Source organism: Clostridium sp. CX1, from assembly GCF_025398335.1.
In the GTDB taxonomy this organism is placed as follows: Bacteria; Bacillota; Clostridia; order Clostridiales; family Clostridiaceae; genus Clostridium_AM; species Clostridium_AM tanneri.
In genome coordinates, this window is the sequence record NZ_JAODOO010000001.1 from 53,911 (window position 1) to 76,725 (window position 22,815).

Annotated in this window: 19 protein-coding genes and 1 riboswitch; of the genes, 15 read left to right on the top strand and 4 right to left on the bottom strand. The window is 32.8% G+C overall.

The window, feature by feature from the left end:
* Nucleotides 1–213: 213 nt before the first annotated feature.
* From N4T77_RS00260 to N4T77_RS00280, 5 genes are all read left to right on the top strand, one after another.
* A complete protein-coding gene (locus tag N4T77_RS00260) occupies nucleotides 214–3,285 on the top strand; it encodes an efflux RND transporter permease subunit (protein WP_261669698.1) in 3,072 nt (1,023 codons plus the stop codon).
* A complete protein-coding gene (locus tag N4T77_RS00265; protein ID WP_261669699.1) occupies nucleotides 3,275–4,525 on the top strand; it encodes an efflux RND transporter periplasmic adaptor subunit in 1,251 nt (416 codons plus the stop codon). The genes N4T77_RS00260 and N4T77_RS00265 overlap by 11 nt, the downstream gene beginning before the upstream one ends.
* A 274-nt stretch (nucleotides 4,526–4,799) precedes the next feature.
* Entirely contained in the window at nucleotides 4,800–5,243 is a 444-nt protein-coding gene (locus N4T77_RS00270) for a MarR family winged helix-turn-helix transcriptional regulator (protein ID WP_261669700.1), read from the top strand.
* Between the two features lie 275 nt (nucleotides 5,244–5,518).
* A complete protein-coding gene (locus N4T77_RS00275; protein ID WP_261669701.1) occupies nucleotides 5,519–6,427 on the top strand; it encodes a ketopantoate reductase family protein in 909 nt (302 codons plus the stop codon).
* Nucleotides 6,428–6,526: 99 nt separating this feature from the next.
* Nucleotides 6,527–7,090: a hypothetical protein gene (locus N4T77_RS00280; protein ID WP_261669702.1), complete on the top strand. Its 564-nt coding sequence runs from the start codon at nucleotides 6,527–6,529 to the stop codon at nucleotides 7,088–7,090.
* A gap of 147 nt (nucleotides 7,091–7,237) precedes the next feature.
* On the opposite strand, the gene N4T77_RS00285 is transcribed toward N4T77_RS00280, so the two are convergent.
* Nucleotides 7,238–8,182 carry a polyprenyl synthetase family protein gene (locus tag N4T77_RS00285; protein WP_261669703.1) on the bottom strand — a complete coding sequence of 315 codons (945 nt, stop codon included), beginning with the start codon at nucleotides 8,180–8,182 and terminating at the stop codon, nucleotides 7,238–7,240.
* A gap of 150 nt (nucleotides 8,183–8,332) precedes the next feature.
* Here N4T77_RS00285 and N4T77_RS00290 point away from each other — a divergent pair, with 150 nt between their 5' ends.
* The 6 genes from N4T77_RS00290 (at nucleotide 8,333) to N4T77_RS00315 (ending at nucleotide 16,491) form a co-directional block, all read left to right on the top strand.
* A complete protein-coding gene (locus N4T77_RS00290) occupies nucleotides 8,333–9,205 on the top strand; it encodes a prenyltransferase (protein WP_261669705.1) in 873 nt (290 codons plus the stop codon).
* A 137-nt stretch (nucleotides 9,206–9,342) separates the two neighbouring features.
* A complete protein-coding gene (locus N4T77_RS00295; protein WP_261669706.1) occupies nucleotides 9,343–10,734 on the top strand; it encodes a cytochrome ubiquinol oxidase subunit I in 1,392 nt (463 codons plus the stop codon).
* Nucleotides 10,725–11,729 carry a cytochrome d ubiquinol oxidase subunit II gene (gene cydB, locus N4T77_RS00300; RefSeq protein ID WP_261669707.1) on the top strand — a complete coding sequence of 335 codons (1,005 nt, stop codon included), beginning with the start codon at nucleotides 10,725–10,727 and terminating at the stop codon, nucleotides 11,727–11,729. Before N4T77_RS00295 ends, cydB begins: the two co-directional genes overlap by 10 nt.
* 29 nt (nucleotides 11,730–11,758) lie before the next feature.
* Nucleotides 11,759–13,483: a thiol reductant ABC exporter subunit CydD gene (cydD, locus tag N4T77_RS00305; RefSeq protein ID WP_261669708.1), complete on the top strand. Its 1,725-nt coding sequence runs from the start codon at nucleotides 11,759–11,761 to the stop codon at nucleotides 13,481–13,483.
* Nucleotides 13,470–15,260 (top strand): thiol reductant ABC exporter subunit CydC, encoded by a 1,791-nt coding sequence (cydC, locus tag N4T77_RS00310; RefSeq protein WP_261669709.1) that lies wholly within the window; start codon nucleotides 13,470–13,472, stop codon nucleotides 15,258–15,260. Before cydD ends, cydC begins: the two co-directional genes overlap by 14 nt.
* Nucleotides 15,261–15,345: 85 nt before the next feature.
* Nucleotides 15,346–16,491: an NAD(P)/FAD-dependent oxidoreductase gene (locus N4T77_RS00315; protein ID WP_261669711.1), complete on the top strand. Its 1,146-nt coding sequence runs from the start codon at nucleotides 15,346–15,348 to the stop codon at nucleotides 16,489–16,491.
* 44 nt (nucleotides 16,492–16,535) lie between these two features.
* On the opposite strand, the gene N4T77_RS00320 is transcribed toward N4T77_RS00315, so the two are convergent.
* Entirely contained in the window at nucleotides 16,536–16,676 is a 141-nt protein-coding gene (locus tag N4T77_RS00320) for a hypothetical protein (RefSeq protein ID WP_261669712.1), read from the bottom strand.
* Nucleotides 16,677–17,016: 340 nt separating this feature from the next.
* Nucleotides 17,017–18,234, bottom strand: a complete 1,218-nt coding sequence (locus N4T77_RS00325; protein WP_261669713.1) for a DHHA1 domain-containing protein — start codon at nucleotides 18,232–18,234, stop codon at nucleotides 17,017–17,019.
* Between the two features lie 140 nt (nucleotides 18,235–18,374).
* Nucleotides 18,375–18,484, top strand: a riboswitch (TPP riboswitch).
* A 138-nt stretch (nucleotides 18,485–18,622) separates the two neighbouring features.
* On the opposite strand from N4T77_RS00325, the gene N4T77_RS00330 reads away from it, so the two are divergent.
* Genes N4T77_RS00330 through N4T77_RS00340 form a run of 3 tightly spaced genes read left to right on the top strand, consistent with a single transcriptional unit; the run spans nucleotide 18,623 to nucleotide 21,182 of the window.
* Entirely contained in the window at nucleotides 18,623–19,393 is a 771-nt protein-coding gene (locus N4T77_RS00330; protein ID WP_261669714.1) for an ABC transporter permease, read from the top strand.
* 17 nt (nucleotides 19,394–19,410) lie between these two features.
* Entirely contained in the window at nucleotides 19,411–20,433 is a 1,023-nt protein-coding gene (locus tag N4T77_RS00335; RefSeq protein ID WP_261669715.1) for an ABC transporter substrate-binding protein, read from the top strand.
* 20 nt (nucleotides 20,434–20,453) lie between these two features.
* Nucleotides 20,454–21,182: an ABC transporter ATP-binding protein gene (locus tag N4T77_RS00340; RefSeq protein ID WP_261669716.1), complete on the top strand. Its 729-nt coding sequence runs from the start codon at nucleotides 20,454–20,456 to the stop codon at nucleotides 21,180–21,182.
* 60 nt (nucleotides 21,183–21,242) lie between these two features.
* On the opposite strand, the gene N4T77_RS00345 is transcribed toward N4T77_RS00340, so the two are convergent.
* Nucleotides 21,243–21,797 carry a manganese efflux pump gene (locus tag N4T77_RS00345; protein ID WP_261669717.1) on the bottom strand — a complete coding sequence of 185 codons (555 nt, stop codon included), beginning with the start codon at nucleotides 21,795–21,797 and terminating at the stop codon, nucleotides 21,243–21,245.
* Nucleotides 21,798–22,012: 215 nt separating this feature from the next.
* On the opposite strand from N4T77_RS00345, the gene N4T77_RS00350 reads away from it, so the two are divergent.
* Entirely contained in the window at nucleotides 22,013–22,795 is a 783-nt protein-coding gene (locus tag N4T77_RS00350; protein WP_261669718.1) for a YukJ family protein, read from the top strand.
* Nucleotides 22,796–22,815 lie beyond the last annotated feature (20 nt).

Genomic DNA, 22,815 nt, shown 5'->3' on the forward strand with positions numbered 1-22,815 from the left:
TTTAAAATGTAGTACCTTTAGACGTACTATATTTTGAACAATCTTTTTATATTTGCAATTACTATAACACATATATGTATTTATAATTTATTTAAAATTATGATAACCATTGATTTCTATTTCATACTATATTATAATATCAAATAGTTAAAGAAGTTAACTATTTGTTGGATTAATTATTTATTAGATTAATTATTAGTTAGGAGGGCAAAAATGAAAATAACTGAAATATCAGTAAAAAGGCCAGCTGCAATGTGGATGGTAGTAGTTCTACTAGTTGCACTAGGTATTATAGGCTATAAAAGTATGGGAGCAAACTTATTACCTAGTATGGACATAGCTTCCATATCAGTAATGACTACATATAATGGTGCCAGTGCTGAAGATATTAAAAAGGATGTAGTAGAACCTATTGAAGATGCAGTTTCAGGAATAAGTGGTCTAGACAAAGTTAATTCCACTGCAAAAGAAGGATATGGTACTGTTACAATAAACTTTAAAATGGGAGTTAACCTAAATACTGCATACTTAGATGTTCAAAAAGCTGTTGAAAATGCTAGTAGAAGACTTCCTGCAAATGCAGATAAGCCTACTATATTTAAAATGGACACTAATGCTATTCCAGTTTTAGGAATTGCACTAAGTGGAGATATCAGCTATGATGAACTTTATAATGAGTCCGATATACTAAAAGATAAGCTAGAAAAGATACCTGGAGTAGGAAGTGTTAGCTTATTAGGATCTGAAAAAAAAGAATTAATAATAAAACTTGATAAAACTGCTATGGAGTACTATGGCATAGGTGTCAATACTGTAGTTGGTAAATTAAACTCAGTTAATGCAAACGTACCTGCTGGAGAAATCAAACAGGACAAGATGAACCAATCTGTTAGAGTTATTGGTCAGTTTAAGAACATAGATGACGTGAAAAATATGTTAGTGCCTACTACTGGCGGTGGAACTATACGTTTAGGGGATATTGCAGAAATAAATTTAGAAGTTCCAGAAGCTGAGTCCTTAACAAGATTTAGCGGTAGAAAAACTATGGCTATAATTGTTTCAAAACAAAGTGATGCCAATGTGGTAAAAGTAGCAGATAGTATAAAAAAAGAATTAGAAACAATTAAAAAAACTTTCCCAAGTGGTGTTAAAGCAGAGGTTGCCTTTGATACTACAACATTCATTACTAGTTCATTAAAGCAAGTACAGCATAACCTTCTAGAGGGAATTGCAACTACAGCCGTTGTTCTTTATTTATTCTTCCGTAGTTTCCGATCCTCTTTAGTAGTTTTAATTTCTATACCTACATCACTTATAGCTACATTTTTTATGATGTACAAGCTTAATTTTTCATTGAATATGATGTCTTTAATGGGGCTTTCACTAGTTGTAGGTACACTTGTAGATGACTCAATAGTTGTAATAGAAAGTATACAAAGACACTTAGGACTAGGTAAGGACCCTAAAACTGCAGCTATTCAAGGTCGTGATGAAGTGGGGATGGCTGCTGTAGCAATAAGTCTTTGTGACGTAGTTGTATTTGCGCCTATAGCATTTATGTCTGGTATGATAGGGCAAATGTTTAAAGAATTTGGATTAACAATAGTTGTAGCTACAATGTTCTCGCTATTAGTATCATTTACAGTTACTCCAATGCTTTCATCCCGGGTACTAAAAAGAGATAAAGGTGAGGAAAATGGTAAGTTTTTCACTAAGTTAATAAAAAAATACAGAGAAATTCTTATATGGTCTCTAGAACATAGATGGAAGGTTTTGACTCCTGTTCTTATCGCTGTTGTATTTAGTATTTCTCTTATTCCAATGGGGGTAATAAAAACTGAGCTTACACCTGTATCGGATCAAAGCAGCTTTACTATTGATGTTGCTCTTTCACCAGGATCAACCTTACAGCAAACAAATGACAAAATTACACAGATAGAAAAACATTTAAGTGGAATAAAAGAAGTAAAGAATTACTTTACAATGATAGGACAAAGCGGAATGGGAAATGGTGATAAGGCTAGCGGTCAGGTCATGGTTACTTTAGTTCCTAAGAATGAACGTAAAAAAACTCAGAGTGAACTTGCAGCTGAGGTTCGTGATTTTGGAAAAAATATTCCTGGTATAGACTTTAACGTAACAGAATCACAATCTGCTGGAGGAAGCAGTAAGCCTATTTCAATTAGTATAAAAGGAAAAGATAGGGATACTTTAGCGGATTTATCAAATGAAGTTGAAAAAATTGTAAAAAAGGTCCCAGGAGTTATAGATGTAAGTAATTCCTCCAATACAAAAAGCAGTGAGTTAAAGGTAAACATTGACAGTCTTGCTGCAGCACAGTATGGTATTTCTACATTGGATGTAGGTACTTCTGTAAGAACTGCTTTAGCAGGTACTTCAGCAGGGATATATAGAGCTAATAATGAACAGAACGACATAACAGTTAAGTTTATGGATAATCAGATAAAAAATGCAGAGGACATTAAATCTATAAAAATCGGAAATTCACTTGGACAACAAATATCCTTAAGCCAAGTTGCCACAGTTGTAAAAGAAGATAGTCAGCCATCTTTATCCAGAGAGGATAAGCAGGATGTTATCACTATTTCAGCTAACTTACAAGGCAAAACTCTCGGAGAAGCTTCTAAGGCGATACAAACTGCTTTAAAACCAGTGTCTATGCCTCAAGGATATAGTATAAACTTTGGTGGAAATCAAGAAGATATGGCAGAATCCTTTAGATCTTTAATACTAGCTTTAGCAGCTTCATTAGCACTTGTTTATATGATACTAGTAGTGCTATATGAATCATTCCTTACACCGGCTATCAGAATGGTAGCATTACCTTGTGCTATTATAGGAGCGCTTGGATTACTGGCCTTAACTGGACAGACTTTAAGTATAATGTCAGCAATTGGTTTTATAATGTTAGAGGGATTAGCATCTAAAAATGGTACACTGCTAATAGACTATGCAAATACGCTTATGAAAAAAGGTATGAGCTTAAAAGATGCTCTTATAGAATCAGGAACCACTAGATTAAGACCTATAATAATGACAAGTGCAACAATGATAGTTTCAATGCTTCCTATTGCCCTTGCTATAGGTGAAGGAAGTGAAATGAAAAAAGGTATGGCGATAGTAATAATTGGAGGTATGGTTATGTCAACAGTACTTTCCCCTATAGTAGTGCCAATAGTCTATACTTTAATGGATGATTTAAAAAATGCTATATTTGGACGAAAAAAGAGAAGTGTAAAGGGGGTTCAACAGTATGAAGTTTAAGGGTTTAAATAAAAAGAGTTTAATAATAGCTTTAGGTGTAGTTGTTGTTATTGCCGGTGGTGTTTCTATCTTTAACAGAGATAAAAAAGCAGATGAAAAGCAAGATATTAGAACTGTAAAAGTACAAAAGGTAGCTTTTGGTTCTATAAGTACTGAAGTAGAGTATGCAGGTAAGTTAAATCCTGTACAGGAAGTAACGGTTTTTCCTAAAACAGGAGGTAAGGTTGTTAGCTTAAATGTAGATATTGGTGATAAAGTTACAGCGGGGCAAGTACTATTTGCTTTAGATACAGCGGAACTTCAGGCACAGCTTCAAGCACAACAAGCAACTTTAGCTGCAGCACAAGCTAATTTAGCTAAAGCCAGTGATTCCGGCATTCAACAACAGGTAACAGCTTTACAACAATCTGTTGACAAACTTCAATTATCTTATAATGATGCTAAAAATAATTATGAAAAAATGCAAAAATTATATGATACAGGAGCTATATCTAAACAAGAATTGGATAATTCAAAGTTAAGATACGACAATGCAGATGTAGATTTAAAGGCTTCTCAAGCTAATTTAAATCTTTTACTAGAAAAGATAGCTCCTCAAACTACTGCAGCTGCAGCTGCACAAGTAGATCAAGCACAGGCGGGAATTAATTCTGTGCAAGTGCAGTTAAATAATGGTACTATTACTGCACCGATTTCTGGAGTAGTGTCTGCTAAAGATGTTAAAGTAGGACAGCTTGCTAGTGGTCAATCAGGTTCCGTTACTATAATTGATTCAAGTAGTTTTATTGTAGATATAAGCGTACCGGATAAGGCTATTGGAAAAATCCAGGCTGGACAATCAGTTCCAGTAGTTATAAGTGCATTGGACAATAAGGAAGTGACAGGAGTAATAGATAAGATTTCTCCAAACTCTAGCTCCAAGGACAATTCTTATACTGTTAAGGTAAAAATTGATAACTCAAATGGTGAGTTAAAAGCAGGTATGTTTGTTAAAGTATCATTACCTTCTGAAAGTAAAGATAATATTTTAGTTGTTCCAAATGAAGCAATTAAAATGGAAAATAACGTAAATTATCTTTATACAGTTAGTAATGGAGCTGTTAAAAAAATATCCATTGATGCAGGTATTTCTAATGACAAGACTACAGAAGTAAAAGGAAATATAAAAGAAGGTATGGATATAATTACAGAAGGACAGAACCTGTTGAATAATGGAGAAAAAGTCAAAATGGCTAAATAAAATTTAAGTTTATGCTTACTGGTATAAGAGAACTAAATCTATTAAAGTAATACAACAGATTTAGATACAATTTAGAATTAAAAAGGTATTTTATATATTAAAAAGAGTATATAAAATACCTTTTTATAAATAATAATACCTAAGTTAAGTATTTGGAAATAAAAAGTAGATTTTTATATACTAAAGATAAATATATGTAACTATTCAGTAAATTGAAAAAGGAAATATAGTTGAATTTTGTAGAGACTGATTAGTATAAGGGGGGAGATTGGTAGTGGCTAAAGATACTTTAGACACATTAGTAGAAAATTTATTTGAACTTGGTCCTATATTACATAAAAAGTTATTGAAGCCTAATAAATGCTCTAATGATATGATGCTTCCAGTAAATCAAATGATGGTTTTATCAACACTTTATGATGAGGGGAGTTTACCTATTTCAGAAATAGGTAAGAAATTATACATATCAAAACCACAGATGACCAGTATAATAGATAAACTTATAAAAGAAGATCTTGTAGAGAGAATACATGACAAAGAGGATAGAAGAGTAATAAACATTAACATTACTGAAAAAGGGAAAAACTATGCAAATGATATTTTAAAGTTGTTAAGAGAAGAAATGAGAAAAAGGTTATCTGCTTTGTCTGAAGAGAATTTAAAAAGTGTAGCAGATTCAATGGAAAATGTAATAAGTATATTAAGAGGTATAAACTAGGATGTAATTACTTTTTTGGCGGAAATAAAATGGGAGCAATAAATATATATTACTACTATAATAGTTATGCAAAGATATTTTAATAAGTATTGATAACCACCTTTCACAAAAGAAAGGTGGTTTTTTATAACCTTCCCATTTTAGCTATCTCTATGCAAAATAATTATTTATAAAATTCAGTTTAAAGTGCACTATTTGTAATTATTGGGTAGGATTGCAATTCTATAAGTTGTATAATAATAGTATAAATATTCTCTTGGAAATCAGGTGATATTATGAAAAACATATTAGTTATAGGGCTAGGAGCAGTAGGAACTGCTTATGCAAGTAGACTGCATGATATGAATGCTAAATGTTTAAAGGTAATAGCTAGTGAAGAAAGAGCTAAAAGATATAGAGAACAGGGGTTTATAATTAACGGAAAAGAATATGAATTCAACTATCTGACTCCTAAAGATCAGTCTAATGCTGCAGACTTAATTATTGTGTCTGTAAAGACTCATCAGTTGAGTAATGCAATAAAAGATATGAAAAGATATGTAGGAAGGGATACTATTATTCTTTCTCTTTTAAATGGCATTTCTAGTGAGGAAATTTTAGGTAATGAGTTCGGAATGGACAAGATTTTATATGGGTTGTGTATTGGGATTGATGCGGTACGGGAAGGGAATAAGAGTTACTTCTCCAGTACTGGTAAGGTAAAATTCGGGGAGAAGAAAAACACAGTTTACTCATCAAAAGTTATAGCAGTAAAGGAACTTTTTGAAAAAGCTAATATTCCTTACGACATACCAGAGAATATGTTCCGTGAACTCTGGTGGAAGTTTATGGTTAATGTTGGAATAAATCAGACTTCTGCAATACTAAGAGCCCATTATAATGTTTTTCAAAGTACTGCTGAAGCAAAAGAGCTTATGGAGTCTGCAATGTGGGAGGTAATTAAGTTATCGGAAAAAGTTGGTGTCAATTTAAATGAGAAGGATATTTTAAAGTGGTACGAGGTCCTATACTCCTTAGATCCTAGCAGCAGAACATCTATGCTCGAAGATATTGAGTGCGGCAGAAAAACAGAAGTGGAGACCTTTGGGGGAGAGGTATGTAGGTTAGGAAGAGAGTATAAAATAGACACCCCTGTTAACCAAGTTATGTATAATATTATAAAGGTTATAGAAAGAGGATTTTAAGATTTCACCTGCCAAAAGGTAAGGCTCACATTAAGCTATTTATTAGTTTATATAATTTAATCTAGAACAATTTGTTTATTTAGATAGGAGGTAGTCTCTATGAAAAGAGGAGTATCTTTATTTGAATGGATTTTTTGTTTACTTTGTTATGGGGTTATAATATCTTTTTTTGCTCTTAACTTTCTAGGCACTAGAGCATTTACCATATGTTTGATTATCGTAGGAATTGCTGCAGAAACAATATTTACTTATGTTACGGTTTTTAGCTGGAGAGAGATGCCAATAGGTAGTATGTATAATCCTACTGGATTTATTGAAGTTCATGTAGAAAATATTTGTGAGGGCAGCAGAAAAAAGTTTATGGAAATCTGTCTAGATGTTTTACTGTACGCTATGATATACAGAAAAAATATAATGCTAGACACATGGCTGATCAGAGAAGGGCATATTAAAGAAATATTTGGTGATGCTGCTAAGTTGTATAAGCCTAGCATAATACAAAGAGTTGTAAATTTTATATTAGAAAAAAAGTATATTAAAAAAAATAAGAGAAAAGCCTTTCGCTGTATAATCTATGTGGATAGGTTAACGGAAGGGGAAAGTGAAGTAGTAATGGAAAAACTTAGAATGTTGAAGAGCAAACTAAGACAAATAGATTTATAATCCTTAGGGAGATTGTTTAAAATACTGCTTAAGTTTATATATTGATAAAAGCAGCTGACTTTGCATATAGCTATTTATTCAATCTCCCCTGAGAGCTTTTCTTAAGCAGACATTTTATTCTCCCTTCATATAAATGTGAAATTGATGTTAATACACCCTAAAAAGCATTTTTTCTACTATCTTCTTTAAATTTTCTCTACCTTCAGTCTCAGGAAGCTGTTTAATTAAGTTTAACGATCTAACAGTATATTTTTCAGCAAGTTCTCTGGTTTTATCTAGACCCTTAGAGCTTCTTAGAAGATCTACAGCCTGAGAATATTCACCTTCTTCAAGATATTTCTTCAGTAAATCATTTCCCTTATTTAGCTCATACAAAACTGGTAGAGTATATATTCCTTCCCTTATGTCATTTCCACAGGGTTTTCCCAAAATTTCTTCAGAAGAGGTTATATCAAGTATATCATCTATTAATTGAAAGGCCATTCCAGTAAGGTAGCCTATCTTTTTTAATCTTTTTACTATATTCATACTCACTTTCCCTTCGTAAGCTCCAATCCATAGACTAAGAGAAAAAAGAGAAGCACATTTTCCATTAACTCTTTTTAAATAATCCTTTATAGAGGAGTTAAAGGAATAGGTGGAAAAAAATTGGTCTATTTCTCCTGTGCAAATAAACTTGATAGTTTCAGATACTTTTATTATGCTCTCAGAAGAACAATTTTTTGAGAATAAGATATAAGCTTGAGAAAATAAATAATCTCCTAAAAATAGCCCTGCCTTCACACCATATTTACTATGTATAGTTCTTCTCCCACGCCTAAGTTTGGATTCATCTACTATGTCATCGTGAACTAAGGTAGCTAGGTGTAGCAGTTCTACAGCAGCAGATATTTCAAGAATCCGCTTTCTGTCAATTCTTCCAAAGCTTCCTCCTATTAAGGTGAATAGCCCTCTGACTAGCTTACCTTCCCCTGGAGCTAGATCATTTATAAGGGGATTTAACTTTATATCCTTTATACTATTTCTTAGGATTTCTTTAAGTTCTAATGAATTTTCATTAATACTACTAATAGAATCTTTTTCCTTTAACATACTCGTCCTCTTTTCCATGTTGAATTTTACAAATGTAATAATTAAAAGAATGTTCATACTTATATGCAGTTAACTTTAATATACATTTACCTGTAACTAGTTTATTTTCTTTTTTATAGACATAGACCATAATTTTATGGAGGGATTAGAATGGTTAGACAGATTCTAAAAGAAGCGAGACCTGCCACACTAGTTGTAACGCTGTTATCAACTACCTTGGGAATAGCAGCAGCATATAGAGAAGGTTATATTGGCAGCAGCATTTTATGGGATAGTTGGAGAATATTTTTAGTAATTATAGCTGGGTTTTTGCTTCAAGGCGGAACTAATTTAATAAATAACTTTTTTGAGGAAGAAAAAGATGGGAACATAGAAAAAACAGGAGATAATTTTCTATCCTATACCAAAAAAGAGGAGAAGGTTGCAGCCTTTAAAGTTGGTATAGTATTTTTTATAATTACTGCTGTCATTGGACTATATCTAAGCTATTACTCTGGTTGGCAGCTTCTCGTTATTGAAATCATAGGAATTTTTTCAGCCTATGCCTATGCAGGGGAACCCTTTAGTTATAAGAAGCTAGGTTTAGGAGCAGTGATGTCCTTTTTAATGATGGGACCTCTTATGGTATATGCCAGCTATTTTATTTTTACATCAGAATTTTCAATTACACCTATACTGTATTCCTGTGCCTTAGGATTATTTATACCAGCGATTTTGCTAGCAAATGAACTTAGAGATTACGAAGAGGATAAAAGTAGGGGAGTAGGTACTCTTACTGTTCGTATAGGCTTTAAAAGGGGAAAAATACTGTACCTTTCTTTAATATGTTTTGCTTATATAAACACATTCTTGTTAACTATTGTTAAGATTTTGCCTTGGTATTCGGTGGTGATTTTATCAACGATACCTTTATTAAAAGAAATAAGAAAGCATATGTATAGTAATAGAAGGCTTCTTATACCTACAACTGCAAAGCTATATCTTATATTTGGATTACAATTTTTAATTAGCTTAGTTATATAAAAGCAGATTTTATACAGCCATAGAATACTAAAGGGAATTTAAAAATTCTTTTAGCAAAAAGTAGTCAATTATTTAACGATACTGCATAGAATAATTAATAGGAATTGTTATTTAATAATTATTTAGGAGGATATTTCATGGGAGAGGTTTTGACCTTAGCAAGATGGCAGTTTGCTATAACAACTATTTATCACTTCTTTTTTGTACCTTTAACAATAGGTTTATCCTTTTTAATTGCAGTAATGGAATCACTATATGTAAAAACAGGCGATGAAAAATACAAGCACATGGTTAAGTTTTGGGGTAAGTTGTTTCTTATAAATTTTGCTATGGGAGTTGTCACAGGATTGGTTCAAGAATTTCAATTTGGAATGAACTGGTCTAATTACTCCAGATATGTAGGAGATATTTTCGGAGTACCTTTGGCAATAGAAGCATTACTGGCATTCTTTTTAGAATCAACTTTTCTGGGAATATGGATTTTTGGATGGGAAAAGGTTTCTAAAAGGATACACCTTCTTTCTATTTGGATTGTTTCTTTTGCCACTGCTCTTTCTGCCTTTTGGATTTTAACCGCTAACTCCTTTATGCATGAACCTGTTGGCTATGTAGTTAAAAATGGAAGAGCAGAAATGACTAGTTTTATGGAAATTATACAAAACCCTCATCTTTGGGTCCAGTTTCCTCACACAATCTTTGCTTCTTTAGCTACAGCATCCTTTTTTATACTAGGTATTAGTGCTTATCATGTATTAAAGAAAAATAACAATGCCTGGGTTAAATCTTCGCTGAAGATAGGAATTATAGCTTCCTTGATTTCAACAATTTTTGTAGCTGGTATGGGGGACATTCAGGGAAAATACTTAGTTAAGCATCTGCCAATGAAAATGGCAGCAGCAGAAGCGTTATGGGAATCTAAGGATCCTGCACCGCTAGCAGTAGTGGCGGTAATTGATGAAAAAAATAAGAAGAATTCCTTTGAAATAGCTGTGCCTAAGTTATTGAGTTTTATGAGCTATAACAGTTTTTCAGGAAAGGTAGAAGGAATAAATGACATACAGACAAGATATGAAAAAGAATACGGACCAGGGAACTATATTCCACCAGTGACTATATCCTTTTACAGCTTTAGGCTAATGGTAGGTGCTGGTATGGTTATGCTTATACTTTCAGTGGCAGCCTTGTACTGCTATTTTAAAAAGAAAATATTTGAAAGTACTAAATTACTTAAGCTGTTAATGTTTGCAATTGCTCTGCCTTATATCGCCAATACCACTGGCTGGATTTTAACAGAGATTAGTCGTACTCCTTGGATTGTCTTTGGATTATTAAAGCTAGAGGAGGCAGTGTCACCTACAGTATCTGCATCCTATGTTTTAACCTCCTTAATATCCTTTGCCGTGGTATATTCGGTTTTAATACTTGTAGATATATTCCTAATGGTGAAGTTTGCAAAGAAATCCCCTGTGAAAAAGGGACCTGTAAATTACGAGATAAAAGGAAATAAGGGGGGCTCATTATGGATTTAGCAGTAGTATGGTTTTTACTAGTTTCCATTCTCTTTATAGGCTTTTTCTTTCTAGAAGGCTTTGACTTTGGTGTAGGAATACTGTTACCATTCCTTGGTAAAGGCGACAGAGAAAGAAGAATTATTATTAACAGCATAGGGCCTTTTTGGGATGGTAATGAAGTTTGGCTCATAACTGCTGGAGGAGCAATTTTCGCAGCTTTTCCAATCTGGTATTCCACCATGTTCAGCGGTTTCTATCTTGCACTTTTACTAGTTCTTTTGGCTCTTATACTTAGGGGAGTTGCCTTTGAGTTTAGAGGGAAGCATGAAAACAAAATGTGGAGAGGCACCTGGGATAAAATAATATGTGGAAGCAGCTTTCTTTTAGCTACACTTTGGGGAGTAGCATTAGCAAACCTTATTAAAGGTGTTCCTATAGATAAAAGTATGAATTATGTAGGAGGTTTTTTTGATTTAATATCCCTTTATACTTTGACGGCAGGTGTGACAACACTTTTAGTATTTATCTTTCATGGCGCAGTCTTTCTATCTTTAAAAACTACAGGAGATATAGAAAAAAGAGCCTTAAAAACTGCTAGTACCTTTGGAATAGGTGGAGCAGTTGCAGGTTTATTACTGATACTGGAAAGTTTCCTAGAAACAGATATTTTTAAAAGCAGTTCTGCATTAGCTGCTGCTATAGCTGCCTTTCTTCTTCTGCTGTTATCCTATTTTTTTATCAAAAGAGGGAAGTCGGGGATTGCGATGATAAGTAATGGACTTTCCATTGCACTGGGGATAGGATCACTGTTCCTAGGATTATTCCCAAGAGTTATGGTTTCTAGCATAAAGCCAGAATACAGCTTAACTATATTTAATGCAGCTTCAAGTGCAAATACTCTTTCTCTTATGACAAAGGTTGCATTGATTTTTATTCCTTTTATACTGGCCTATCAAATCTGGACCTACTGGATATTTAGAAAAAGAGTTAGTGATGAGGATTTAGAGTACTAGATAAAAACAATATAGAGGAGCAGGTTTTTATGATAAACAAGAGATTACTAAAGGAAGCTCTAAGCAAGAGATCATATATTCCAACTGCTGTAGTTTATGGAGTACTTAATTCCTTATTTATTATACTTACCGCTTTATTTATGGCACTGCTGGTAGACGGAATATTTATAAAAAAAAGCAATTTAAAGGATATGAAAATATATATACTGCTATTCTTAATAAATGCTGTAGTAAAATTTTTTTTCAATCTTTTTATAGAAAAGCATATAAAGAACTGTGCTGAGGATATAAAAGAACAGCTTAGAAGAAAGGCTTTTAATTTAATCCTTTCTTCTAACCCCTATAGGATTAAAAATATAGATACAGGAAGAATCATTAACTTGCTTACAGAGGGCTTTCAAAGTATTACTTCCTATTACTCTCAGTATATACCTCAAATTTTTTCAGCCTTTCTAATTCCAGCACTAATTTGTATCTTTACAGCAGTGGCAGATAAGTTGTCTGCTTTAATAATGATTATAACCTATCCTATTATACCTTTGTTTATGGTGCTTATAGGGTATAAAACAGAGGAATTAAACAATAATCAATGGAATAAGTTGAATACATTAAGTTCACATTTTTTAGATGTACTTCAAGGTTTAAGTACCTTAAAGCTTTTTGGAAGGAGTAAGATTCAGGAAGAAAAGGTATATGAAATAAGTGAGGACTATAGAAAAGGTACAATGGAGGTTTTAAAGGTAACCTTTCTTTCATCTTTAGTTTTAGAACTCACCTCTACTATAAGTATTGCAGTTTTAGCAGTTAATCTTGGCTTAAGACTTGTATACAGCAAAATAGATTTTCTACAGGCCTTTTTTATACTTATAATAGCTCCGGATTTTTATCTTCCTCTTCGACAGTTAGGTCTAAAATTTCATTCCTCCTTAAATGGTAAGATAGCTGTAGAAAAATTAGAGGGGCTGGAAAAAGAACTGGAGGAAAGAGAGGATAAATGTAGGAAAGTAGAACTAGAAAAAGATAAATTTACTGTGGAAGTCAAAAATCTAAGCTTTACCCACCGAAATAGAGAAGCTTTAAATAACATAAGCTTTAAAATTAATTCAAAGGAAAAAGTAGCTATTGTTGGCGAAAGCGGCAGTGGGAAAAGTACTTTGATTAATATTTTAAGTGGTTTTTTAAAGGTTAATGATGGAACTGTTTTTATAAATGGCATAGATATTAACTTAATAAACAGAGAGAGTTACTTAAGAAACATTGCATTGGTACCTCAATTTCCTCATATTTTTGATAAGAGTATTAAAGATAATATTCTTTTATCAAATAGGGAGACTGATCTTAAAGAATTTTATAACATATGTAGAACTACGAAGGTAGAAGAATTTGCAGTAAAGTATAAGGATAGATATGATACAGCAGTTGGGGAAGGAGAAAGAGTAATCATTAGCGGCGGTGAAAGACAGAGGATTGCAGCAGCCAGGGCAGTACTTAAGAACACTCCCTTTATCATACTAGATGAACCTACCTCTGCCTTGGACCCAGAAACAGAAGAGATTATTCCAGAACTTTTAAAGGGGTATTTAAAGGATAAAACCCTGTTAATTGCAGCTCATAGGCTAAATACAATAAAAGCAGCAGATAAAATTTTAGTTCTTCAAGAGGGGTATTTGGTGGAATCAGGCAGTCATGAGGAACTGATGGCAAAGAGGGGAAGGTACTTTGAATTTTGGAGGAAGAGCTATGAGGATTTTTAACTTAATAAACTACCTTATGAAGAAGCATATTTTCTTTGTTATTTTTTCAATATTTATGGGAGTTCTAACTATTATAAGCAATGTAGGCATGCTTTCGACTTCCTCCATACTAATCTCAAGGGCTGCCCTTCATCCTGAGGTATTGGATCTAATGGTTCTTATAGTAGCAGTAAGGTTTTTTGGAATATCAAGAGGTGTTTTTAGATATTTAGAAAGATTTTTTTCCCATGATACTACCTTTAGAGTGCTAAGTTCTACAAGAAGATGGGTTTATAAAAACTTTAATGATAATTATTCAGAAAGTCATGAAGGATATAAGACTGGAGACATATATACAAAAATTGTAAAGGACGTAGATGTGTTGAAGGAGTTTTACTTAAGGGGTATATATCCATTATTTATAGCTATTTTAACAGGCCTAGTGACAGTAGTAGTTCTTTCTTATTTTAGCATACCTCTTTCTATATACTATATCTTATTTTATATAGGCTGCGGTTTTATACTTCCCTTAGCGTTATTTTTTCTAAGCAGAAGATTAATACAGAAGGAGAGTCAATTGAAGGAAGAACTAAACTTAATTTTACTAGACTTTTTAAAGGGAGTGGTGGAGGCATCTATCTATTCTCTGAAAGAGGAATTTAATGACAAAGTAAACTATCTTATGGATAAGCTTTCGGAAATAGAAAAAAAGAAGAATTTTATTAATGCAGTAGGAGATAACCTTTATTCTTTAGCTTTAAGCTTACTAGTGGTTTTATCTTTAGTTATAACCGCACCTTTAATAGTAGAGGGAAGGCTAGAAGGTATATACTATGCAATGGTTCCTCTTTCAATTATGGCTTCCTTTGAAGCACTGATTCCCATGACTAATGTACTTTATAAGTTTAAAGAAGCAGATAACTCTGGAAAAAACATATTGTCCATAATTGGTATAGAGAACAAAAGAGGCAATAATAGAGAAAATTTAAATTTCAGCAACAATGTAATAGGCAAACTTACATCACAGTCATCGTTAAGCATAGACTACAGCAATAATATCATAAGCAATTGTAATCTTAGTGTTAATAACTTAAGTATATATAACAGTTCTAAAAAGTTTCTAATTAGAGATTTATCCTTTAATCTTCCCTATGGAAAAAAGATAGCAATAGTTGGAACCAGTGGCTCAGGAAAAAGTACAGTACTAAGGGCTTTGTTAGGTTTTGTTAACTTTCATAGAGGAGATATAAAAATAGGAGGTAGGTCTTATAGTCAATTAGATAAGGAAGAAATAAGAAAGCTTTTTACTTATGTAGAGCAAAATCCATATATTTTTAACACTACAATTAGAGAAAATCTTCTTATAGCAAAGGATAAGGCAGAGGATGCAGAAATAATGGAGATACTTAGAAAATGCCAAATAGATACTTTAATTAAGGAACTACCAGATAAGCTAGATACAATAACAGGTCAGTATGGTTTCAAAATTTCTGGTGGAGAAAAACAGAGGCTTTTAATTGGAAGGGCATTATTGAAGGACAGCAAGATAGTCCTATTAGATGAACCTACTGCAAGCTTAGATACTAAACTTGAAAAGAAGGTTGTGGATTTTCTTCATAGCAGTATAAAAGATAAGAGTTGTATATGGGTAACCCATAGACTTATAAGTATGGATAGGATGGATGAAATTTTAGTTCTTAACCAAGGAGAAGTGGTAGAGAGAGGTACCCATAAGGAACTGCTAGCCTTAAAAGGCAGGTATTATAAGTTGTGGAGCTTACAAAGGGCTGAAGCCTAATTACTGAATTTATCTATCTCGTATATGACATAAGGTAGGAACTTCTTGGGATATATCTAAATATGGGAAATAAGGAGGGGTTAGTATGAAGATATTTATAGTTGGAGGCGGCTTTGCAGGAATAAATGCTGCAAAAGTTCTTTCAAAAAAGCTTTCCAATGAACATGAAATATATTTGATAGACAAGAAAGATTATACTACTATGCTCCCAAACCTCCCAGAGGTTGCAAGTGGAAGACTTGAAAGTAGAGATGTTACAGAAAAAATAAGTAATTTAATACCATCTACTGTGAAGTTTATAAAGGAAGAAATATTAGAAATAAATTTAGATAAAAAAATAATCAAGACTACAGTTAACGAGTATAGTTATGATCATATGTTGTTAGCAGCAGGCTCTACAACCAATCTGTTTGGTTTTGATCAGAATCTGGATAAAGTAAATGTATTAGATTCTTTAGAGGCTGCAGAGGATATTAAGGCTAAATTCTCTAAGTATTTAGAGGAAAGAGATAAAGGCACTTTAGTAGTATCTGGTGCAGGATTTACAGGAATGGAGCTTGCCTGCAATCTCTATGACCTAAGTAAAAGAAAAAATAAGAATTTAGAAGTTATTTTTGTGGAAAGAGCTAACAGAATTTTGCCTATGTTGTCAGAAAAACTATGTGCACATGTGATAGAAAAATTAAATAGCTTAAATTTTAAGATATACACTGATAATCAAATTACAATCTTTGACGGAAATAATATAACTTTAAAAAACGATGAGATTATAAAAGATACTTTTTTCTGTTGGTGCAGTGGAGTTAAGTCTTCTGTAAAACCTGTTGGAAAGTATTTATCACTTCCAGATGGAAGAATTATAGTTGATGAATTTTTATCTATTCCAGAATACCCAGAAGTTTATGCTGTAGGAGATGCAGCAGCAATGAAGGATAAAAATAATAATTTTCTTAGAAGGGCAGTTACCTTTGCGCAGATGTCTGGAAAGCATGGAGGAAAAAACATTGCTGCAGTAATAAATAAGGAAGAGAGAAAGAGCTTTAAACCTATAGATTTAGGTTGGATAATACCTATTTATATTTCCAGTATAGGAGCGGTATTTGGAAAGGAAATGAAGGGACGGAAGGGAATATTTATGCACTATATTCTCTGTGGTATAAAGAATTATAACTTTAGAAATTTCTGGACAGCACTAAAGGCTGCCTTTAAATATCCCTTTGCAAAGCCTTAAGATTTATACGCCTCAGAGATAATAAATCTCCGAGGCTCTTTCTATTATTGCAACTTATTTCTCTTATTACTACCTTTATTCATTTTACCGCTGGCAGCATCCAAGGCAGCAAAGGTGCCGCTATCTCCCATATTGTCCATTTGTTCATTTATCTTTAAATTCTTAGTTAACTTTCTTTTTCTCATCTAGATATCTCCTTTCCACTTTTAAAATATATTTAATTCTTAGTCATATCCGGTATTTAAGGAAAACTAGCTTTTGTATTTATAAGAAAGTACAAGTATAGCATTTGCATATTAATAAGCATTATGTGCGGTGTTTTTTGCGATAGGTTGAAAATAAAACCATATGAAAGTAGCACCGATATTTCTACCGGTGCTTATACAATAAGGGGGACTTAATGTATCCTATTTCCTCTAAGTTATATAACTTAGGACAGTTATTATTATATAAGATAATTGTGTAGTAAATATTTAATTTTTAAGAACTTTTTGTTAATAATTGGTTTTTTATAACAAATTTTTATTAAATTTTAGAATTACCTACTACATAGTCTTTAACCTTATTGTAAGCATATTGGATTGCAGAGTCCAAGTTATTATTATTCTTTCCGCCACCTTGAGCAGAAAAATCATTTCCGCCACCTTTTCCATCAACTAAGGTAATAGCATCCTTTAGCAGGGAGTTCATGCTGAGAATCTTCAAATCCTTAGAACAACTAAAGTGCAGGTTAGATTTATCTCCTGACTTTACTGCAAATAAAACTACAACATTAGGGAAAGCTGTTAACTTAGATGCCAATAAGGTAGCGTGTTTTAGGTCAATATTATCATATATAGACTTTACAATCCTTATATTATTTATGCTCTCACAGGAGTTCAGTATATTTTGTACTTCATATTCAGCAATCTCGGCTTTCAGCTTGCCATTCTCGGAAAGAGCCTTATTTAGGTTTTCCTTAAAGTTTTTCACCTCATTTAAAAGAGCAGCCTCATTGCAGGATAAAATGCTGGACATCTTTTCTATCCATTCATATCTTATAAAATAGTCTGAAATAGTCCGTGAACCAGATATAAATTCAATTCTAGTGCCAGTTCCTTTTTTTGTCCACTTTATAATCTTGATAGCCTGAAGCTCTATTGTAGAATTAGGATAAATTCCATAACAGGGAGTTATGAGGACATCTTCAATTCTAATAAGTCTGATTTTCTCATTTGATTTAATAGAGGATTTTTTGCCTAATAATTTTTTTAGTTCAGCATTTGTTGGATACAGGGTCTCTACAGGGATGCTATTTAAAATTATCTCATTAGCTCTTTTTTCAACATCTCTAATTTGGGCATCTTCTATAGATTTATCTATATCTATGTAGGAACTGCTTTCTCCAAGGTTAACAGAGGTAACGTTTATGTTAAGCAATTCAGAAAAGCAGGCAGAGATTATATGCTGCGCAAGGTGCTGCTGCATATAATCAAATCTTCTCTTCCAGTCTATGCTGCATTTCACTCTGTGAATTTTTAAAGGTTTTATATTTGTTACGTGATATACTTTATCATCTTTCTCATAAACATAGGTTATGGGTGAAGAATTTATAAAGCCTATATCATAGGGCTGTTCTCCACCATCTGGGTAAAAGCAGCTTTTATCTAATTCTATATGATAACTATTATCCTTTTCAATCACATTAACTATTTCTGCTGTAAAGTCCTTTTGATAAGGATTTTCATAATAAAGTTTTTCCAAGTTAAAACATCTCCTTTAAGGCTAATACCTTGCCATTAAATATAGGGTTGATACATAACTTATATTCTAACATAAAACTATAAAAAATTTGACATATTTATTTGCAAAATGATATACTGAAAACAGTAAAGGTTCACAATAGTATAAAATAGGGGAGGCAATAACATTGTCTGAGAGGAAACTTAAAGTTTCGACCCTTATAACCTGAATTGGGTAATGCCAACGGAGGGAACATAGTGGAAATTTATTTTTGGTTAAATTGCCCTTTTCCAATTCAGGAAAAGGGCTTTATATTTTTGCTTTAAACAAGCCTAATATTTAAGCTATAAAAACATAAAACTAATAGAAATAATGTTTAATTAAAAACTAACTATAGGATGTGCATTAAGTGAAAAAATATGACAAATCAGTAAATAGAACTATTTCCATTGTTTTTCAGGTGCTTTTAATATTATTATGGCAGTTAGTAGTGGATAAGGGGGGAGTTCCTAAATATATACTTCCCTCTCCAAAGGATATTATAGATACCCTATTTCAAACACTGCCGGCTTTAAAACCTCATATTTATGCTACATTACAGGAGGCCCTTTTAGGTTTTTTACTCTCTGTAATATTGGCAATAATACTTTCTGTGCTTATGGATAACGTAAAAGTAATAAAAAGTTGCATCTATCCTATATTGGTAGTTTCTCAAACCATACCAACTATAGCCTTGGCACCAATATTCATAATATGGTTTGGTTTTGGAATGCTTCCAAAGGTTATTGTAGTTATAATGGTATGCTTTTTTCCTATTGTTATAAGCCTCGTAGACGGACTGGAGGCTGCAGATAAAGATATGCTAAACCTTATGAATACAATGGGGGCTTCAAGGCTTCAGCAGTTTATCTATGTTAAGTTTCCGAATAGCCTAGGTGCTTTTTTCTCCGGTCTTAGAATAGCTGCAACCTACAGCATAATGGGAGCGGTAATTGGTGAATGGCTTGGAGGGGAGAGAGGTCTAGGAATTTTTATGGTAAGAGCAAAGAATGCCTATGCTTTAGATAAAATATTTGCAGCTATAGTTGTAATAATAATATTAAGTATGGCATTGTTTGGGTTTATGTATATACTTCAATATGTTTTTATGCCATGGCAGAGAAAAATTAAAGATAAATAAAGATGGAGGATATTAATATGAAAAGAAAAAAGTTTTTAGCACTTTTAGCATCAACTCTTTTAACTGCCTCAATATTTGCAGGCTGTGCTCAAGGCAATAAGACACCACAGAGCAGTACTGGTGAGAATAAGGAATTAACTAAAGTAAAGGTAATACTTGACTGGACACCTAATACAAATCATACCGGTTTATATGTGGCAAAGGATAAAGGTTACTATAAAGAAGAAGGATTAGATGTTGAAATAATTCAACCTTCTGAGGGAACAGTAGGAAATCTAATAGCTGCAGGAAAGGGAGACTTTGGTGTTTCTTATCAGGAAGACTTAACCTATGCTAGAACTTCAGATAATCCACTTCCTATAAAGGCTATAGCTGCTATTATTCAGCACAATACTTCAGGTTTAGCAGCTCCAAAGGATAAAAATATAAAAACTGTAAAAGACTTTGAAGGAAAAACCTATGGTGGTTGGGGATCTCCTTCAGAAAATGCTGTGCTTCAGGCAGTTATGCAAAAGGAAGGTGCTGACTTTAGTAAGCTTAAAATAGTAAACATGGGTGAGCAGGATTTCTTTGCTGCTACTAAAGGTAATGTAGATTTTGCATGGATATATGAAGGCTGGGCAGGAGTAGATGCTAAATTAAAGAATATACCTATCGACTACATAGAATTAAGAAAGTTAAATTCTGATTTAGACTACTATACTCCTATTTTAATAGCTAATGAAGATACTTTAAAGAATAAATCAGACTTAGTTAAAAAGTTTATGAAGGCTACTTCAAAGGGATATGAATTCTCAATGGAAAAACCAGAAGAAGCAGCAGAGGTATTGCTTAAAAATGCACCAGAATTAGATAAAGCTCTTGTAGTTGAAAGTCAAAAATACTTAAAGAATAAGTATAAAGAAGATGCTTCAAGATGGGGAGAAATGAAGGCATCTGTTTGGAACAACTATACAAAGTTTCTTCTTAATAATAAGTTAATAAACAAGGATATGAAGGCGGAAGAGGCATTTACAAATGAATTCCTTCCAGCTAAATAATCCTAAAGGAGTAGACTGGATTGAATAATTACAATGGTAAGAAAAAACTTGTGCTTAAAAATATTTCCAAATCCTTTCAAGGGGACAGTATACTTAAAGATATAAGTCTTAAGGTAGAAGAAGGAGAATTTGTAACTCTCTTAGGACCAAGTGGAAGCGGAAAAAGCACTATACTTAATATAATATCTGGAATACTAGAGCCTGACGCTGGAGAAGCAAAGGTATTAGGACAAATAAGCTATATGCATCAAAAGGATTTATTACTTCCTTGGAAAAAGGTAATAGATAATGTGGCTTTACCTTTATATATAAAAGGAAAGAGCAAGGCAGAGGGAAGGAATAAGGTTAAAAATTATTTTGAACCCTACGGATTAAAAGGATATGAATTTAAATATCCTTTTCAGCTGTCTGGAGGCATGAGACAGAGAGCTGCCTTTTTAAGAACCTATATGACCTCCAGTGATATTATGCTTTTGGATGAACCCTTTGGAGCATTAGATGCCATTACAAGAAGTAAGATGCAAAACTGGCTGCTAAAGGTAATTAAGGATTTAAGCACTACTATATTATTTATTACTCATGATATAGAAGAGGCTATTTATCTTTCCAACAGAATATATGTGCTGTCAGATAAGCCCGCTTATATTAAAGGAGAAATATTAGTGGATCTGCCGAAGAATAGAACAAAGGAATTAATAACCTCAGAAAAATTTGTGGCTATAAAGAAACAGGTATTAGAGTTGTTATAGAAAAAGTAGAGGGAAGTAAGCACCAAGGGGTGGTTTACTTCCCTCTTTTATAGCTAAGATTTAACCCTTGAGGATGTTTACCAAAGCAAGCAGCATGAACATTAGTCCTCCTATAAGGTCTGCTTTCCTCTTTAGTATAAGTCCAAGCTTTCTACCAACGAGAATTCCAACAAAGGCTGTAATAAAGAAGGTTGCTCCAAATATTATTAAAACTTCAGCAATGTTAGCATTGAAAAGACTAAAGCTTACTCCAGCAGCAAGCTCATCTACACTAACTAGTACTGCAAGAAGAGGGAAAAACTTACTGTTTAACTCCTTGGCTTCATAGTCAGCTTCTTTTCTTTCCTTAATATACTGAAATATCATCCTTAATCCAATGAATAGCAACAATCCAATGGCAAACATTTCACTAAATTCTGCTATATAACCTTTAAATTTATCTCCTAAAAACCATCCAAAGGCTGCTACCGCTGTTTGAACAGTTCCAAAATACAAACCTATAACAAAAGCACTTTTTAGTTTTTGCTTTTTCGTTAGAATACCGCCAGTAAAAGAAATTGTAAAGGCATCAATAGATAGACCAAGTGCCGCGAGGAATATTACTAATATACTCATAAATCTCCCTCCACTTTATTAATCCTAGGTAAATATCAATTTTTTGCAAAAAGCTTGTCCTTTGTTTGCTTTATAGTATGTGTAGTAAGCTGAAATGTTACATTGACCATTTCCATATTAATATTAATTTTTTCAAAAATATTACAGGTTTAGGTAGTTTATCTTATGTGAAAGCTAGATACACAGGTAATATAAATTGAGAAGGAGGGCTGAATATGGCTATTCCAATATATGTTCTTTGCAAAGCAAAGGGAAGCTCAATTAGCGATATAGGAAGTGAAATTCCAAAGAGAGAAGGACACCAAGTACTGGAAGGAAACATTCATTGCCAATATGAAAAAATAGGTGGAGTATTTCACTATCATTTTAAAATAGATGGTGAGAATTTATATATGGGAGAAGAGAGCTTATATTTTAAAGACAGAAAAGTTGAAATACAAATTAATGTTAGATCCCATGAAGGAAGAAAAACTCCTAAATTAGAATATCTATTCATAGATAACCTTAAAATAAAGGATGAAGAAAAGTTTTCTTTAAAGAAATTGGAGCAATTAGACTATGGGATAAAGTTATTAAACTGTGGAGAAGAAAACAAGAAAGAAGGCATGGCATTAGACTATATTAGAAGTAATTTATTTAACATAGGGGAATTTAAGTCTGTTCCTACAACTATTGATTTAAATGAGGAGCTGCACAAATACATTATGGATGCCAAGGAGGAGGACGCTGATTTATATATCTTTGGAGATCTTTATCCAATGGAATGTAGGACAGATTTTACCTTAGAAGAAAAGTTTAACCTATTAAGAGAAAAAGGGCCAAAGGGAATACATGATATTCATATGAACCAAGGAAATTGCGATGAAGAAAAGTGGAAAAAAGATGAGGGAATATATCAAGATGGAGGAATCTTTATTCATTTTAAAGATGACAGTTGGTCAGCAATTTTTATGAAGTTTGAAAGTCAGAAGATTACAGCTGAATTAGTAGAACAGTAAGGGATTTAATTGAAATCCCT